Origin of the sequence: Winogradskyella sp. (assembly GCF_013213835.1) — a bacterium.
GTDB lineage: Bacteria > Bacteroidota > Bacteroidia > Flavobacteriales > Flavobacteriaceae > Winogradskyella.
Genome location: NZ_JABSSU010000004.1, coordinates 333,321 through 350,682 on the forward strand (window position 1 = coordinate 333,321; position 17,362 = coordinate 350,682).

13 protein-coding genes are annotated in these 17,362 nt (G+C 32.8%); 6 read left to right on the forward strand and 7 right to left on the reverse strand.

Going from position 1 to position 17,362, the window contains the following annotated elements; genetic code table 11:
* Positions 1-176: 176 nt before the first annotated feature.
* The 3 genes from HRU50_RS07300 (at position 177) to HRU50_RS07310 (ending at position 5,905) form a co-directional block, all read left to right on the forward strand.
* Positions 177-2,069, forward strand: a complete 1,893-nt coding sequence (locus tag HRU50_RS07300; protein WP_296349726.1) for a tetratricopeptide repeat protein — start codon at positions 177-179, stop codon at positions 2,067-2,069.
* A 71-nt stretch (positions 2,070-2,140) separates the two neighbouring features.
* Positions 2,141-4,063 (forward strand): sensor histidine kinase, encoded by a 1,923-nt coding sequence (locus tag HRU50_RS07305; RefSeq protein ID WP_296349728.1) that lies wholly within the window; start codon positions 2,141-2,143, stop codon positions 4,061-4,063.
* A gap of 72 nt (positions 4,064-4,135) precedes the next feature.
* Positions 4,136-5,905: a DNA mismatch repair protein MutS gene (locus tag HRU50_RS07310; protein WP_296349730.1), complete on the forward strand. Its 1,770-nt coding sequence runs from the start codon at positions 4,136-4,138 to the stop codon at positions 5,903-5,905.
* Positions 5,906-5,909: 4 nt separating this feature from the next.
* Here HRU50_RS07310 and HRU50_RS07315 read toward each other — a convergent pair whose 3' ends face one another.
* The 3 genes from HRU50_RS07315 to rplU all read right to left on the reverse strand — a co-directional run bounded on the left by HRU50_RS07315 (position 5,910) and on the right by rplU (position 7,103).
* Positions 5,910-6,242, reverse strand: a complete 333-nt coding sequence (locus HRU50_RS07315; RefSeq protein WP_296349732.1) for a hypothetical protein — start codon at positions 6,240-6,242, stop codon at positions 5,910-5,912.
* An 85-nt stretch (positions 6,243-6,327) separates the two neighbouring features.
* Complete coding sequence (gene rpmA / locus HRU50_RS07320; RefSeq protein WP_296349734.1) at positions 6,328-6,588, reverse strand: 50S ribosomal protein L27; 261 nt, start codon at positions 6,586-6,588, stop codon at positions 6,328-6,330.
* 29 nt (positions 6,589-6,617) lie between these two features.
* Complete coding sequence (rplU, locus tag HRU50_RS07325) at positions 6,618-7,103, reverse strand: 50S ribosomal protein L21 (protein WP_296349736.1); 486 nt, start codon at positions 7,101-7,103, stop codon at positions 6,618-6,620.
* 300 nt (positions 7,104-7,403) lie between these two features.
* On the opposite strand from rplU, the gene HRU50_RS07330 reads away from it, so the two are divergent.
* A complete protein-coding gene (locus tag HRU50_RS07330; RefSeq protein WP_296349738.1) occupies positions 7,404-8,735 on the forward strand; it encodes a pitrilysin family protein in 1,332 nt (443 codons plus the stop codon).
* Positions 8,735-10,828 carry a pitrilysin family protein gene (locus tag HRU50_RS07335; protein ID WP_296349740.1) on the forward strand — a complete coding sequence of 698 codons (2,094 nt, stop codon included), beginning with the start codon at positions 8,735-8,737 and terminating at the stop codon, positions 10,826-10,828. Before HRU50_RS07330 ends, HRU50_RS07335 begins: the two co-directional genes overlap by 1 nt.
* Before the next feature lie 50 nt (positions 10,829-10,878).
* Here the strand turns inward: HRU50_RS07335 and HRU50_RS07340 are convergent, their stop codons facing one another.
* The gene (locus HRU50_RS07340; RefSeq protein ID WP_296349743.1) at positions 10,879-11,757 is read right to left on the reverse strand and encodes an EamA family transporter; all 879 of its coding nucleotides are present in this window, start codon (positions 11,755-11,757) and stop codon (positions 10,879-10,881) included.
* 121 nt (positions 11,758-11,878) lie between these two features.
* Here HRU50_RS07340 and HRU50_RS07345 point away from each other — a divergent pair, with 121 nt between their 5' ends.
* Entirely contained in the window at positions 11,879-12,400 is a 522-nt protein-coding gene (locus HRU50_RS07345; RefSeq protein WP_296349744.1) for a heavy metal-associated domain-containing protein, read from the forward strand.
* An 84-nt stretch (positions 12,401-12,484) separates the two neighbouring features.
* On the opposite strand, the gene HRU50_RS07350 is transcribed toward HRU50_RS07345, so the two are convergent.
* From HRU50_RS07350 to HRU50_RS07360, 3 genes are all read right to left on the reverse strand, one after another.
* Entirely contained in the window at positions 12,485-12,847 is a 363-nt protein-coding gene (locus tag HRU50_RS07350) for a hypothetical protein (protein ID WP_296349746.1), read from the reverse strand.
* Between the two features lie 139 nt (positions 12,848-12,986).
* A complete protein-coding gene (locus HRU50_RS07355; RefSeq protein ID WP_296349749.1) occupies positions 12,987-14,429 on the reverse strand; it encodes a DUF5689 domain-containing protein in 1,443 nt (480 codons plus the stop codon).
* A gap of 35 nt (positions 14,430-14,464) precedes the next feature.
* Entirely contained in the window at positions 14,465-17,335 is a 2,871-nt protein-coding gene (locus tag HRU50_RS07360; protein WP_296349751.1) for a TonB-dependent receptor, read from the reverse strand.
* Positions 17,336-17,362 lie beyond the last annotated feature (27 nt).

The window sequence follows — 17,362 nt, forward strand, 5'->3', positions numbered from 1 at the left end:
TTAATTAGTGGTTAGTTTGCTCAAAAGTTGACGCTGATATTTTGCAAAAAACAAGGGGAATCTAAACAAGTGGATTCTTAGTCTAATTTTAGAGTATTGATATTAAGTTATTTACGAGCTTTTTTTATTTTTGAGAGACTTTATTTATATAAATGTGTCAATAAATAATGGAATAGATGAATAGCAAAACCTTATTTTACTTTTTATTAGCTCTTAATTTCAATGCTCTTTTTGCTCAGATTAAAAATAAGGACAGTCTCGATATTCTAATTAATAATGCATCAACTATCAAGGAACAGATAGACCATTATGATAAACTAGCGGAGTATTATTTGTATCGTAATGTAGATAGTACCATAATTATTGGTGAAATAATGAAGGACCTTTCTGTTGATTCAAACTATGATTATGGATATGCGTCTGCAATTTCCAAAATTGCTGTTGCTAAAGTTTTTCAAAAGAAATATGATGAGGCTCTTCTCCTTGCAGATGAGGTCATTTTACAAAATGCTCATTATAAAAAGGTTGCTGCTGCTTACAATGTTAAGGGCATGGTGCATTACTATAATTCAGATTTTCTGAAGGCCATTAGAGCATTTAAAAAAATAGTCGCTACAGTTGAACAGCATGAAGATACATTACTTAAAGCAACAACTCTTAATAATATAGCTATAATTTTTCTTGAACTAGAAGATTATGAAGAGGCCGAATTGTATTTTTTACAAGCCGTAGAACAAGCAAAAATGCTTGAAGACAAGGACTTTTATTATCGTGGTTTTGTGTCATTGGCGGATTTATATTTACAAAATAAGAGTTATGATAAGGCACTTGACTATGCGTTAGAGGCGATAACTTACCAACAAAATAAAAATAGCTTTGATTTAGCCTATACAAAGAACACCTTGGCTGATATTTATTTCATGAAAGGAGAATATGATAAGGCACTGATTCAAAATAAGGAAGCAGAATTTTTAAAAGCAAAGATTAAAGAATCCCCTTTTATAGAAGCAGATATAAATTTAACTTATGGGAATATATATGCCATTAAGGATAGTTTAGATAAATCAATTAAATATTATGAACAAGCCTTTAAACTTTCTGAAAAAAAAAAAAAGCATATAATAACTAAGGCATTAGTTGATGTTTATCTAAGGAAAGGAAATAACATAAAAGTTAAAGAGTATTTAAATTTGTATTATGCCTATTCTGATAGTTTGAAGATGGATAATGGCAATAAAACATTCTATAAGGAAATAAAGAATCTAGAACTTCAAAACTTAAAAGTTTCTAATGACAAACAAATAAAATTTGAGAAAGACCGTAAAACACTGTATTTATTTATTGCGATAGGCGCAATATTAATAGCTATTTTATTGGTGGTATTAGTTTTAAGAGTTAAAAAACAAAGAAGTTTATTGGTTAAGCAAAAAGTGTCTATAGAAAAAAAAGAACAAGAAAAGGATTGGCTTTTAAAAGAAATACATCATAGAATAAAGAATAACTTTCATATGATTTCTGGTTTGTTGGATTTACAATCCTTATCAATAGAAGATGAGAAAGCATTGGCATCATTAGAAGAAAGTAAGAATCGAATTCGTGCGATGGCCCTAACACATCAACGTTTATATAATAATGATGATTTACTTTTTGAATTTGATACATTTATAAATAGTCTAATAAAAGACCTTACTGCGATATATTCTAAGGCACATAAGCCAGATATTTTTGTGGATGTTCCAAATTATAAATTTGAATTTGATACAGCCGTACCATTAGGTTTAATAGTAAATGAGTTAGTTACAAATAGTTTTAAATATGGATTAAAAGGTGACAATCAAAAATTAAGAATTAGTGTTAATCATTTAGAGGAAGATTTATATGAATTGAAATTATCCGATAATGGTAAAGGACTACCGGAAAATTATAATATCGAAAATTCCGATAGTCTTGGGATGATGCTTGTAAAAAGTTTATCAGAACAATTGCAGGGAACCTTCAATTACACCTATTCAAATGGTAGTCTCTTTACAATAAGATTTAAAGACATCAATAGAAGACAAGACATTTAGTTTTATTGATAAATGATAAGGTATTTGGGATGATTTTATGTTAACTTGCCTTGTATCCCTTATTATCCCTTATGAAACCCAGAATTTTAGCAATTTTGCTGGCATTCGTCTGTGTTGCATTGAATGGGCAACAAGACAATAATTATAAAGACGTTATAAGTATAGAAGATTATATTTTACAGCGTAATTATGATTCTGCATTATTTTTAATACCCGATCTTAAGGAGGATATAGCGTCATATACAAGATCATTAGAGGCTATAGCAAAAAACCAAGCGACTTTCAAGGACTACAGACGATTGGCAAGTAGTATTTTTAAGGCACAATTTAACTCAAGAGATAAATGGTTTTTTGACTATATAGAAAACCTTAAAGAACCATCTGGTAATCGAATAGATATAGACTATGTCATAACCAAATGGATTTACATTCATAGGTTAAGGGATATTGCCCAATTAGACAAGTCTACAGCCGAAAATGACAAACTACAAGACTATATAAATAAGTTTTCTAAGACTGACCCAAATAGAGTAAAAGCACAACTTTATGCAGATCTCCATGGCGTTGTAATGAAACTCATAGAACAAGATAAAACTGGTAAAGATGATGTTCTTAATAACTTAAAAATTATTGAGCGTAATGATTTTAAGGCAATTAAATCGATATATCTTAATTCATTATGTGATTTTCTTATTGGTGATAATGACTTAATAGGTTACATTAAAGCAGCAGAGGAAAGTTTAGAAATACAAAAGACGTTAAGTGAAGAAACCGTACTTTATTCCTCTACTTTAGCATCACTTATAAGTGCTTATATTTATAAAGGCGGTATGGAAAAAGAAGTCATGGTATTGTTAGATGAAATGCATAAGGATCCATTAATGAAAGTAAATAGCTATGCCAATTATTCCTTTCTTTTGAGGTTAGAAAATCCGGATAGTCCTTTAGTTAGTGAAATATTCGAAAAATTTGATGTTGATAGTGTTGATGAATTTATAAAAAAAACAGAAACCGAATCAACAGGATTATTAAACAATAATCTCTATTATAGGCTAGTACTTTATAATTCAAAATTATTTGAGAGTAGAGGTGAGTATAAAAAAGCTATTACTAAGCTCAATGAGGCTATAAAGATACGAGAGAAAGTCTATTCACAAGATCTGTCCAATTCTATTTATAACTTTAAGTCAGAGCAAGAACTAAAAGAAAAGGAAAAACAATTAGAGTTTGAAAAGGATAAAACTAAGATATATACCATTTCGGTGATTGGGGCTTTAATATCTAATATCCTTTTAATAATTCTTTATTTTAGAAATGTTTCTCAAAAAAGAGAACTCAAGAAGAGAAATCAAGAAATAGCTAAAAAGGATAAAGAAAAAGATTGGTTATTGAAAGAAATCCATCATAGAATTAAGAATAACTTCAACATGATTTCTGGTATTTTAGATATTCAAGCTATGTCAATTAACAATGAAAAGGCACGTAATTTACTAGAAGATAGTAAGAACAGAATACATACTATGGCATTAACCCACAGGCGTTTATATGGGAATGACCATTTCTTATTTGAAATAGATACTTTCATAAATGACTTAGTGAATGATATTTCTTCATTGTTCGCAGAGACACATCATCCTGAAGTAATTATAGACATTCCTAAATATAGATTTGATTTAGACACATCTGTACCTATAGGGTTAATTGTAAATGAGCTTTTAACAAATGCTTATAAATATGCATTACATGGTGACAATAAAATTCTTGAAATTAGTGTAAGTAAGTTAGAGAGTACTGAATTTTATGAGTTAATAGTTAAAGATAATGGTAATGGTTTACCAGAAGGTTTTAACTTGGGTGAATCTGAAAGTTTAGGAATGGTTCTAGTAAGTAGTCTAGCAGATCAACTCGGAGGTTCAGTAGATTATACCTATGATAAGGGTTCTAAATTTACAGTTAAGTTTAAGAATATAAATAATCGTGATAATGTAAAGTAGACGCACAATTATTAAATAAAATCAGAAGACTAATCTTGGGATTTTTTGTTACTTTACTTCTTAATTTTAGTCATGAATCATCCTAATTCAATATACGAAGCAAAGGTTAAATCGTATAAGAAACACATCGGTGTTTTAAAGAAGCAGCTTGTCATTCTCAGTACGCTAAGGCTGTTAGTTTTTGTTGCAGCAGCAACTGGTATTTACTTTACATTTAATACATTATGGTTAGCAGTAGTCATATCATTTTTAGGGATGTTATTGTTTGCCATATCTATTTCCAAATTTACAGATAAGAAATCCGAGCTAGAGTTAAATAAAGCGTTATTACAAATTAATGAGGAAGAGCTTCTCATTGGTGATGGTAAGTATGCTTTTAGACCAAATGGAAATCAATTTCATGATCCAAAGCATTTTTACAGCTATGATGTAGACCTTTTTGGTGAAGGATCTTTCTACCAATACGCAAACAGAACGTCGTTATCTGAAGGTGCTCAGAAGTTAGCAGGTCTATTGAAAGCTAATGACACAGCGCGTATTTTAGATAAGCAAGATGCTATCAAAGAATTGTCTGAAAAGAAAGACTGGTTACAACTTTATGGCGCTAAAGGTAAATTGATTGAAACTGAAACACCAGCCAGTCAGATTATAAACTGGTTAAAATCTCATAAACGATTCACACCGAGTTATGCATTAAGTTTGTCTATTGGGTTTGCTCTTGTATCAGTGCTTTTGCTCGTCTTAACGATTCTTGAGTTCATTCCTATTTCTTTTTTTGGATATTGGTTGTTCATTGGTCTTGGTATTACAGGTGTTTATCTCAAAAAAATTAATGTCTTATCAGCTAATTGTGACAAAGTAAAAGATACGTTTAAGCAATATGCAACCTTGCTAGAACAAATAGAGCAGCAACAATTTATTTCAGAGTTACTAAAAGAAAAACAACAACAAATTGAATCTAAAACTCAAAAAGCCTCCGTAATATTTAAGCAATTTTCAAAGTATTTAGACGCTTTAGATAACAGAAATAATCTTATAGGTGCAATATTTGGAAACGGTTATCTACTAACCGATATACGAAACAGTTATAGAATTGAAAACTGGATAGAAGCTCATGCAGATAAGGTTGAAGACTGGTTTGATGTGGTCACATTTTTTGATGCGTTTAATAGTTTGGGTACTTACGCGTTCAATCATCAAAAGTTTAGTTATCCTGAGATTGTAGAAATGCAGGCTACTATAAATGCAAAAGATTTAGGCCATCCGATGTTGAATGAAAATAAGCGTATTACCAGTGATGTGCTTATTGAGAACCAACAATTTTTTATTGTTACTGGAGCAAATATGGCAGGTAAAAGTACATTCCTCAGAACCATATCACTACATATAATTATGGCCAATGTAGGCCTACCAGTATGTGCTTCTTCTAGTAAGTATTCACCTGTAAAACTGATTACAAGTATGCGTACTAGCGACTCTTTAACTGATGATAGTAGTTACTTCTTTTCCGAATTAACAAGACTTAAGTTTATTGTAGATGCTATTGCTAAAGAACCTTATTTTATCATTTTAGATGAAATATTAAAAGGTACAAACAGTACAGATAAAGCCATAGGGTCTCGAAAGTTTGTCGAAAAATTAGTAAGTGGTCACGCTTCAGGAATAATTGCTACACATGATTTAAGTCTCTGTGAAATTACAGAAAAGTTAGAAGAAGTAAAGAACTATTATTTTGATGCCGAAATTGTTAATGACGAACTCTACTTTGACTACAAGCTTAAAAAAGGTATTTGTCAAAACATGAACGCTAGCTTTTTATTAAAGAAGATGGAAATAGTTTAAAATGTTATTCTATCAAAGTAATAACAATTGGTGCTAAGTCTTCACTTTGCGTAGTTTTAATATCAAAAATTATAATGTAATCACCAATCTCAGCATTAGAAATATACAGTTGTGCTTTTTTACTAATTAAATCGCCAGTCAAGGAGAGTGTACGTTTACCTGGCACTTTAACCTTATAACTTGTAATCGCTTTATCTTTTAAAAATTCACAAACACTTGTAATTTTTTCGGTTGTTATGTGTTCTTTTATGAGTTCTGTTTTGCAACCTTCAGCCTTTGACTGAGCCACGCAATTAAAAGTCAAAAAGACAGTGAGAAGTAAAAGTATATATTTCATAATGAAAGATTTACATATTTAAATGTAATAAAAAAACCCTTTCTGTTACAGAAAGGGTTTCATGATATGTTTAAGAATGGATTTCTTAAGCTTCAAACGGAGCTATAGAAACATAAGACTTATTGTCTTTTTTCTTAGTAAACTGTACGATACCATCAACTTTAGCATGTAAAGTGTGGTCTTTTCCTTGGTATACATTTTCACCTGGGTGATGTGTATTACCTCTTTGTCTTACGATGATATTCCCAGCGATAGCAGCTTGTCCACCAAAAATTTTAACACCTAAGCGTTTCGATTCTGATTCTCTACCATTTTTAGAACTACCAACTCCTTTTTTATGAGCCATTGTCTTAAGGTTTTATATTGTTAATATTCTTAGCTTAAAGCAGCAATTAAGTCAGCTTTCTTCATAGAAGAAATACCTTCAATTCCTTTAGCTTTAGCCATCTCTTTTAATTGTGCTACAGTCATCTTACTTAAGTCTTGAGTGTCCTCAGCAACTTCAGGAGTTGACTTTGTTTCTTTTTTAGGAGCAGCTTTTTTAGCTCCAGAAGCAGTGATACCTTCAATTACGATTTCTGTTAAGGCTTGTCTGTGACCATTTTTTACACGGTAACCTTTACGTCTTTTCTTTTTGAAAACTACTACCTTATCACCTTTAAGGTGCTTTAAGACTTTTGCACTTACTTGTGCTCCGTCTATAGCTGGGGCGCCTAAAGTAACATCGCTACCATTTCCTATTAGAAGAACATTGTCAAAAGACACTTTTTTACCTTCTTCTGTAGATAAACGGTTAACAAAAACTTTTTGGTCTTTTTCAACTTTAAATTGATGCCCTGCTATCTCTACAATTGCGTACATAGCGTAACGTTTTTATTAATTTGTGTTTAATTACATACTTTCTTTTCTCAGAAAGCGGATGCAAATATACTCCTAAATTCTTAATCTACAAATGTTTTAGGGCTTTTGGGGCGTTTTGGCATTCTTTTTGTCCCCACTCAGAAAAGTAGTCTTCATTAAAGAATTTAAATTATTAAAGTTTTCACATTTAATTATGTTAAAATGAAGCCTACTTTTCTATTTTTGTGGGGCTTAGTGTAACAAAAAACGCTTAAGTACTACAAACACTAAAACTATTTTTAAATTTAAAGATTAATACTAATGAGAAAAAGCTTATTTACATTAGCTCTGTCTGCTTTTATTGGTTTCAATGCCAATGCGCAACAAGTAGAGTTTACGGAGTTCGATTTAGATAATGGTCTTCATGTAATTATGCATCAAGACAATTCAGCTCCAGTTGTGGTTACATCTGTAATGTATGACGTAGGAGGAAAAGATCTTGGTGGTAAACCTGAAACAGGTTTAAGATCAGGTTTTGCACACTTTTTTGAACATCTTCTATTTGAAGGTTCAGAAAATATAGAGCGTGGTGAGTTTATGAAAATTATTCCTGCTAATGGGGGTACATTTAACGCTAATACGTCTATTGATAGAACATACTACTACGAGATATTCCCATCTAACAAGTTAGAGTTAGGATTGTGGTTAGAGTCTGAGCGCATGTTGCATCCGGTAATCGATCAAATAGGGGTTGATACGCAAAAAGAAGTAGTAAAGGAAGAAAAGCGCCAATCTACTGATGCGCCTTATGGTAAAATTTTAGAGGAAATTAACGCAAACTTATTTGATAATCATCCTTATCAAAATTCAGTTTTAGGTTTCGTAAAAGATATTAATGCGTCAACTTTAGAAGAATTCTACGCGTATTTCGATAAATTTTACACACCAAGTAATGCTGTGTTAATTGTAGCAGGAGATATCGATTATAAGGAAACAGAAGCGTTAGTTAGAAAGTACTTTAGTGAGGTGAAGGATAGAGGAGAAGTTGTTAGAAACTTCCCATCAGAAACACCAATAACTGAAACTAAGAAAGTAGAGACCTTTGACGCTAATATTCAGTTACCAGCAATCATTGCTGCTTACAGATTACCATCTCAAGCATCTAGAGATGCATATGTCTTAGATATGATTTCTTCATATTTAAGTGGTGGGAAAAGTTCGGTACTTTACAAGAAAATTGTAGATGAGCAAAAACAAGCGTTAGCGGTACAAGCGGTAAATTTAGGTCAAGTAGATCATAATATTTTTGCACTTTTTGCCATTCCACAAGGCGATGTAGAACTAGATTTAATTTTATCTGAAATGGATGAGGAGATTAAAGTAATGCAGACAGAGTTGATTTCTGAAAGAGATTACCAAAAGCTTTTAAATCAATTTGAAAATAGATTTGTAAGTTCTAATGCAAGTGTTGAAGGTATTGCAGGATCTTTAGCAACCTATTACTTATTATATGGAGATGTAAATCTCATTAATACACAATTAGACATCTACAGATCCATTACTCGTGAAGAAATAAGAGATGTTGCAGCGAAATATCTTAGTCCTAACCAAAGAGTAGAAATTAAATACTTACCTAAAAAAGACGAAGAATAATGAAAACAAAATATAATATGAATATTAAGACGTTCTCAATTGTCTTATTGACGTTTTTGTCCTTTGGATTGCATGCGCAATTAGATAGATCTCAAATGCCGAAGGCTGGGCCAGAACCAGAAATAAAATTAGATGTTCCTACTGAGTTTACTCTAAAGAACGGATTGCAAGTATTAGTTGTAGAAAATCATAAGTTACCAAGAGTATCTTATTCTTTACGAATAGATAATAATCCTATAGCTACTGGTGATAAAGCTGGTATTGAGAGTATTTTAGGAGCCATGTTGGGTAATGGTACTACAACTATACCAAAAGATCAATTTAATGAAGAAGTTGATTTCTTGGGTGCTAACTTAAGTTTCGGGTTTTCTGGTGGTTTCGCAAGTACATTATCAAAGTACTCAGAGCGAATAATGGAATTAATGGCTGATGCTGCAATTAATCCATTATTAACAGAAGAAGAGTTTATTAAAGAGAGAGATAAACTGATTGAAAATATTAAATCAGACGAAAAGAATGTTGATGCTATCAGTAGTAGAGTAAGAGATGTTCTTGCTTATGGTAAAAATCATGCCTATGGCGAATACATCACCGAAGAAACAATTAACAATGTGACATTTAAAGATGTTTTAGGTTTCTACGAAAAATACTTCAATCCTAATAGTGCTTATTTAGTAGTAATTGGTGACGTGAAATTCAAGGATGTTAAAAAACAAATTAAAAAATACTTTGGTGAATGGGATAACTCTGTAGAGATTGATATTCCCTTACAACCAGCTGCGCCAAATGCACAGTATGCTCAAGTTAATTTTGTGGACAATCCAAGTTCTACGCAGTCAAGCATTTTCGTGACTAATAATGTAGATTTAAAAATGAGCGATGAAGATTATCACGCTGCTTTAATTACTAATAATATCCTTGGTGGTGGAGGTTCTAGTTATCTGTTTAAAAATCTTCGTGAAGACAAAGGGTATACATATGGTGCATATTCAAGTTTACGTGCTAATAGATATGGCTTAGGTCGCTTTAATGCTACAGCTAAAGTTAGAAATGAAGTTACTGATAGTGCAGTTGTTGAATTCTTAAAAGAAATAAAGCGTATCAAAACAGAACCTGTAGACGGTCAATTACTTGCTGATGCTAAAGCTCAGTACGTGGGTAACTTTATAATGGGTCTAGAGCGTCCACAAACAGTTGCTAACTATGCTTTGAACATTAAATTGAATAATTTACCACAAGATTTTTACACGACTTACTTACAAAAAATAAATGACGTAAGTTTAGAAGATGTTACTAGAGTAGCAAATAAATATTACAGTGACAACCCAAGAATTGTAATTGTAGGTAAAGGAAGTGAAGTCCTTGATAACTTAGAAAAAACAGGTCTTCCAATTTTATATTACGACAAGTATGCTAATAAAACCGAGAAGCCAGTATTTACTAAGCCTTTACCAGAGGGATTAACGGCTGCTGATGTGATGAAAAAATATGTAAGTGCAGTTGGTGGTGAAGACACGCTTAAAGCCGTAAATACTACTTTAATTATTTCTGAAGTAACTATACCAGGCGCACCATTTAAGCCAAAGGCAATCCAAAAGCAAATGGCACCAAATAAATCTTCTATGGAGATTATTGCTGAAGGTATGGGAACATTAATGAAGCAAAATTTTGATGGGCAAAATGGTTACATGATGCAGCAGGGACAAAAAATTCCTATGGAGGCAAAAGATGTTGAGTCTAGCAAAGCTAAAAAAGGATTATTCCCAGAGTTATCAGTAGATGTTGCTGATATTACCTTAGAGAGTATGGTATCTGTTGAAGGAAAAGATGCTTATAAAGTTAAAGTAATGAAAGGTGAAGAAGCAACCTATAGATATTATGATGTAGCTACTGGGTACTTAATGAGAACTGAATCTACAAGTGAGGCACAAGGACAATCGGTTACAACTGTTACTGATTATTCAAATTATAAAGCAGTAGATGGTGTTATGATTCCTCATACTATGAAGGTAACTACAGGACCACAGTCATTTACTTTTGAAGCGAATGAAGTTAAAATCAACGAAGGCGTTTCTGCCGAAGATTTCAACTAAGAGATAGTGATATTATTTAGAAAGCCGAAGCATTTACGCTTCGGCTTTTTTTATGTTTTACGTTTATGAGACAAATACACACCTACAAGTATTAGTAAAGAGGCAAGACCTTGCATAAGACTAAAAGCTTCACCATCTAAAATGCCCCAAGCTAAAGCCACAATTGGCATAATATAAGTTACAGAAGATGCAAAAACAGGGGTTGATATTTGTACAAGCTTGTAAAAAAATAACTTTGCTAAAGCGGTTCCAAAGACCGAGAGAATAACAACATAAATAATTGAACTTATCAAATCTGGGTGATGCAATCGTTCTGGTGTAAAAAAGTCTGTAAACAGTAAAATGATAAAAGCAGGTATAACAATAAAAAAGTAATTACCTGCAGCTATGGCGAGTGGTTTTACATCTTGCAGATATCGTTTTATAATATTAACATTAGCGGCATACATTAATGTAGAAGCAATAACAAAACCTGCATATAAGTAATTTTGATTAGGGTTTAAATCGGCACCTTTAAGAATTAAAATTGCTGTACCAATAAAACCGATGGCAACACCTGTAATTTGGCGAAGTGTTGATGAAATTCTAAAAACCGCAAAACCTAATAAGATTGTGTTTAATGGTACCAGAGAGTTTAAAACAGACACTACAGCACTGTCAATTTCTGTTTCGGCGATGGCAAAGAAAAATGCGGGAATAAATGATCCGCAAAGCCCCGATAGGAATAACCATTTCCATTTATGCTTCGCAATGACTTTAAGTTTGTTAAACCCAAGCGTGAGTAATATAACACCAGATATGATTGTTCTAAGTGCACCTAACTGGTAAGGTGTAAGTCCTAGGAGTGACTTCTTAATTAGAATAAATGAACTTCCCCATATAATTGAAAGAATAATGAGGTAAATCCACTTTAGGTTGGGCTCTTTCATGCAATATTCCTGTAAAACAATCACAAAAGTCGTTAATTCTCTCGCAAGAAAGGGCAATATTTAGTAGATTTAGCGAAATTTTATAATTCTAAATACGTTTTAAATCAATAAATATATACTGATGAAATTATTAAAAGGAATCATCGCAATCGCGATAGTAGGTTTGGTTTTTACATCTTGTAAAAATGAAGCACAACCAGAAGTTAAAACTGTAGATATTGAGGTAAATAAGGAAGATGTAACATCTTTATTAGACCCAAATGCCACATATGCAAAAGTAGAATTTGGTATCGAAGGTATGACTTGCGAAATGGGTTGTGCTAAGACCATCGAAAAGAAAATGGCTAAAATGGAAGGTGTGAAGTCTGCAAAAGTAGATTTTGACAAGAGATTAGCTATGGTAGAGTATGATGAAGCTAAGGTGTCACCTGAGTCTTTGGAAGAGACAGTTACTAATGTTGCAGATGTGTACAAAGTTAAAGACATGAAGTTGGTTGAAGACTTTGGTACCGATAAAGAAAAGAAGCCTTGTAGTGCTGAGTGTAAGAAAGCTTGTGCAGAAAAAGGTGACAAAGATATGAGTAAAAAAGACTGTAGTGCGGCGTGCAAAAAAGCCTGCGCTAAAAAAGAGATGAAGTCTTAAATACAGACTCTAAAAAATATTTTTAAGACGCTATCCGATTGGGTAGCGTTTTTTGTTTAACGAATCTTATCAGTTTAAGTATTGTTATAAAGCCTGAAATAGCACAAAAGCCAAGATAAGACATCCAATAGGTAAAAGCCATATTAATAGTATTGACGTTTTCTTTGCTTTTAATTTTGCATTAAGAACGTTTCGGCGTTTACCATTAAATCGCATCCAGTTTTTAAAAATAATAAATAGTGAAACTATTGAGAATAGTATCCAAAACTTATGCAATGACATTACAGTTAATTTCATCTGAGTTGCAAAAGCCATGAAAAATAGTCCAAAAACAAGAAGTATGGTTAATTCTAGAAAATTAATGTAAAAAAGGGCTATAGATAAACTCTTCTTGCCAAACTTCTTTTTGTACTGGTTAAATATTGAAATATAAAATTGATCTAGCATAATCTGGTAAAAAGTACAATTATATATGTCACTTCGAATAAAATTCTACGAGAATTTTTTATGAAGATGAAAGATTATTGAAAATAAAAAGCCACATACTTTATACAAAGATGTGGCTTTTTTTAATATTAAATTGTGATTAGTTACCAGTAACTACAACATTATCTAAGTGATATCTAGTTGTGGCACTTGGGTCTGAACCTTCGTAGAAGAAACCAAATACAGCATCACCATCAACACATGAAATGTTGATTGGACCTACAGTTTCAAAACTACCAAATGTGCTTGAAGGACCAACAGGTATAGCAGCATCTATTATTGTCCAAGTCGCAGTTGTAGGGTCACCTGCATAGTCAGTAGAAACCCAAACTGATAAGTTTGTACCATTATCAAAGTTTGCTTGGATGTCAAAAGATAATTCTTCTCCTGTTGTTGTATCCATATTAATAACCGGTGTTACTAACCATACATCTGCTTCACTGTTATCAGAGTTGAAAGCAGAGATACGAGAATAAGTATTACCACTAAAACTATTGATAAACCAATCTGTGTCAGTACCGCTTACATTGATGTTGTCCCAACCTTCTGCAGCGTAAGTTCCGAAAGCTTCAAAATCTTCTTCGAAAATTGCAGCACCTCCACCAGAAGGACCTGTACAATCTAAGAAGTCAGGATCACATCGCGTTTCAATACCACCAAAGTCTATACTTTCAGGAGTATTAATAACTACATTAAACTCATCACCAAAGAAGTTTTTACTTAAAATAGCGTCCATATTACCTCTACCTGTTGGTAAGTTTAAACCACTAAAATCAGCAAAAGTACTTGTGCTAAATACGCTAGAAGCAGAAGAGGTACAGCTTTCTAAAGTACGCTCACCATCAAATTCATCAAAACCTTCAGAAGCAAAGCTTAATTCGTCTATTAACGCTTGAGTTCTGTTGAATTGTACATCAGGAATATTAATGAATAAGTTCGTTTTAGAGTCATCAAACTCATCTAAACCTAATGTCAAAGGCACTAAGTCTGCCTTTTCTGCCGAACGCTTGATTACGTCAAACTCTAATGGGAATGGAATTCTACTAATAAAATTACCATCCTTAGCACCAATAGCTAAAACACCATTAGAAATACCAACATGTAAACCAGTTACTTTAATATATACTTTACGACCAATGTCATATCTCGTGAAAAGTGGATTTACATCAATAGGTACTTTAATACCAATAGTCGGATTTTCAGGCTTATCTTGTAATATTAATTCTTCAAAGAAGTTACCAGCTTCATCTGTAGATACTACGTAACCTTCCATATATTCAATCACATCTTCAGAATACTGATATGTAACCTCAGATTCATAATTTAATCCGTTGTTAGGATTTGGAAAGTCATTATCATCTTCACTCACCTGCTCTTGTATTAATCTTCCAAGAACATCGCTAATTTCAATTACCGGTCCGTCTAAAACTGGCTCTTGAATATTTGTGTTAGGAATGTTGAAATCATCATCTTCCACACAGCTGTTAAATACCACTAAACCGATGAGTAATAGTATTAATTTGTTAATTTTTAAAGTTTTCATTTTTTGTATATTATATTGTTCTGACATAGCTTTTTTTAAAATCTTACATACAGGTTTAGGTAGTATGTAGTACCATTACCAAAGAAATAACGGTTACCAAAAATAGGTCCACCGGCGTTAGTTCTTTCCTCAACTTGACTTCCGTAATCTAAACGTCTTGCTTGTTCAAAACCACCAGTTCTATAGTCTTCGCTAAAGACGTTATTTATAGTTGCGAAAAAGCCAAGAAAATAATCTCCGACTTTCCAAGATTTTCCTCCAATGATGTTCACTAACATATAATCTTCAAATCGTTCTTGCTTTAATATTTCTCTAGCAACGTCTTCATCATAGTTTTCAAAACCATTTCCGCTGATATTTACTATGCCATTAGATGAACTATTAATTTGGTCGTCTAAATCAAAAGCATCAGGATCTTGAGTGAATGCGCCTGAACGCTTTAGTGCACTAGGATCTACATAAGTGTGAGAGAAAAAGTTAGTGGTTACTCCAATGTTCCAGAAGTCTGGGTCACGGTATTCAAATCCAACTTGGAAAACACGTTCTGGACCACTAGCTACACGATAATCTTTTAAGTTAGTCTTACCATCTTCAAAAGTAAGCTCTGCATATCTGTCAGAGGATAAATATAAGTCTGGGTTATTTGTAAAAGTAAATTGACCCATCGCTGCAGCACCCTTTAACTTAATTGTTGGTGTTACCTGTGCTTCAATACCTAATTCACCACCGAAGTTACGTCTATCCATATTTTGGATCATCTCTTGTACTAAATTACCTCCTGATTCCGTAAAGAAGAAATTCACTTCTGTACCATTTGTGAAGTTAGTGTAATATCCTGTTAATCGCGCTTTTAATACCGGAGATCTAAAGATATAACTTGCGTCTACTGAAGAAATCGTTTCACTTTCTAAATCTGTAACCAATAAGTTGTTTTGTCTCGCATTAGCAAATGTTTGTCTAATACCAGGTGCTTTTGTGAAATAACTACCGTTAACATCAATTAAATGCTTTCCTGTGACTTTAAACGTTGCACCTGCTTTTACACCATAATTAGTAAAATCTACCTTTTCACTTTTTCCAAATGAATTGATAATAGGACTATTATCAGGGAAATAGCCATTCTCATAGAATCCTTCACGTTGATAGCTTGTGTTAGATACAGTTCCTGCTAAGTAAAAATCAACTTTATTGTATTTAAATTGTGCTTGTACAAATGAAGAAAGTACTTCAGCATTGATATCATAATGATAATTATACTTATCACCTTCTTGAACAATTCTGTTTGGCGTTCTAATATTACTTTGAGCGAAAATGTCGATACTTTGTCCAAAACCTTCACCATCTTGGAAAGGTAAGTTCACATCTAAATATCCTGGACCTCCAAAAAGGTCTTCCATTCTTGCGAAGTTTTCACTGTTTAAGGATCTATAGTTAATGTTACCATTAATTCTGATATTATCAGAAACTTCCGCATCTATAATAGAATTAAATGTCCATTGCTGATCTCGGTTAACATTAGATTGTAACGCAAAAATGTTGTATCCATTAAGCGCATTTGCTTCATAGAACTGATTCCAATCTAACTGGCCATCTTGCTGAAATTGTTGTTGTGCTAAATAGGCATTAGCAAAATCATCAGTACTAGGATTAGGACTAGCTAAGAAGAAACTTGGTAATCTTTGCCAATACTCTGGTGTTGGATTTCTTGCGCCACCAAAAAGATTTCCATCTCCATCGGCACGAGATCCAAAAAAGTCAATTCTTGTGTTTCCAACCTCACCAAATTGGTAAGAAATGTTGTTGTTTAGTCTCACCTTAGGTGAAATGTCCCAGTAGTGATTTAACATTAAGATTGGTTCTTCAATCTCTCTAATTCTAGAGTTACGTTGTTTACCATTCTGCATTCCCCAGAATGGGTTGTATTCTCTACCTTTTAGATTAAAAATTTCCTGTGTAATAGCTGTTGAACGACCACGTCTGTTTTGTGCATATATTCCAGTAAAATTAAGGCTGTGCTTTTCGTTTATTTGTTTTTCAACAGCAACGAAAAATGAATTGGCATCATATAATGTACCATCAATAAAACCTTCTTCACCAAAACGTCTAGACCCTAAAATAGAGTAAGACCAGCCACCTTCTAATAAACCAGAACTGTAACTTGCCATAATACGACCTTGGTAACTTCTATTAGCAGAAGCATAAGAAATACGACCTCCACGTCTGTATTTTGAAGCACGCATCATAATGTTGTTAGTACCTGCTAAATCACCAAAATTGTAATCGTTAGCAGCAGTTCCCATTGTAAACTCTTGGTTACGCTGTACATCATTAAGTCCACCCCAATTTCCCCATTGCGGTCTTCCATTAAACTGTTTGTTCATTTCAATACCATTGATAAGTACTTTACCATTAGCATTGTCTAAACCTCGAGGTCTGAAAAAGGCTGCACTAAAATCAAAAGCTGCAGCACTTAAGAAAACATCTCTAGAAGCCTGTAAAAGACCAGAAACATTATCTGTTAAGCCATCATCTTCACCATTTAAGTTATCATCCGAAATAGAAATGATGAATAAATCTTTCTTATCGCTAGTATCAAAATCTAAAGTCATACCTGTAATATCTACAGTTTGACCTTCATTTACGATAATAGGATAACGTTTAGTAACATAGCCTACTTTTTCAACCTTTAACACTTGGTCACCTAGAGGAACATTTTGTGTAAAACTAAATTCTCCTTTAGCATCCGTTTTTTGTGTTTGCTCAGTTGACTCAATAGTAACTGTTACATCAGGAATTGGTTCTCCTGTTGTTCCGTCCAAAACACTTCCTTTAACAACGGTTTGTTGTGCAAAACTTGCTAAGGAAAAGGCCATTCCGAACAGAATGAGTAAAAAACATTTTTTCATGCCTAATTATTGATTGTTATTGTTAGT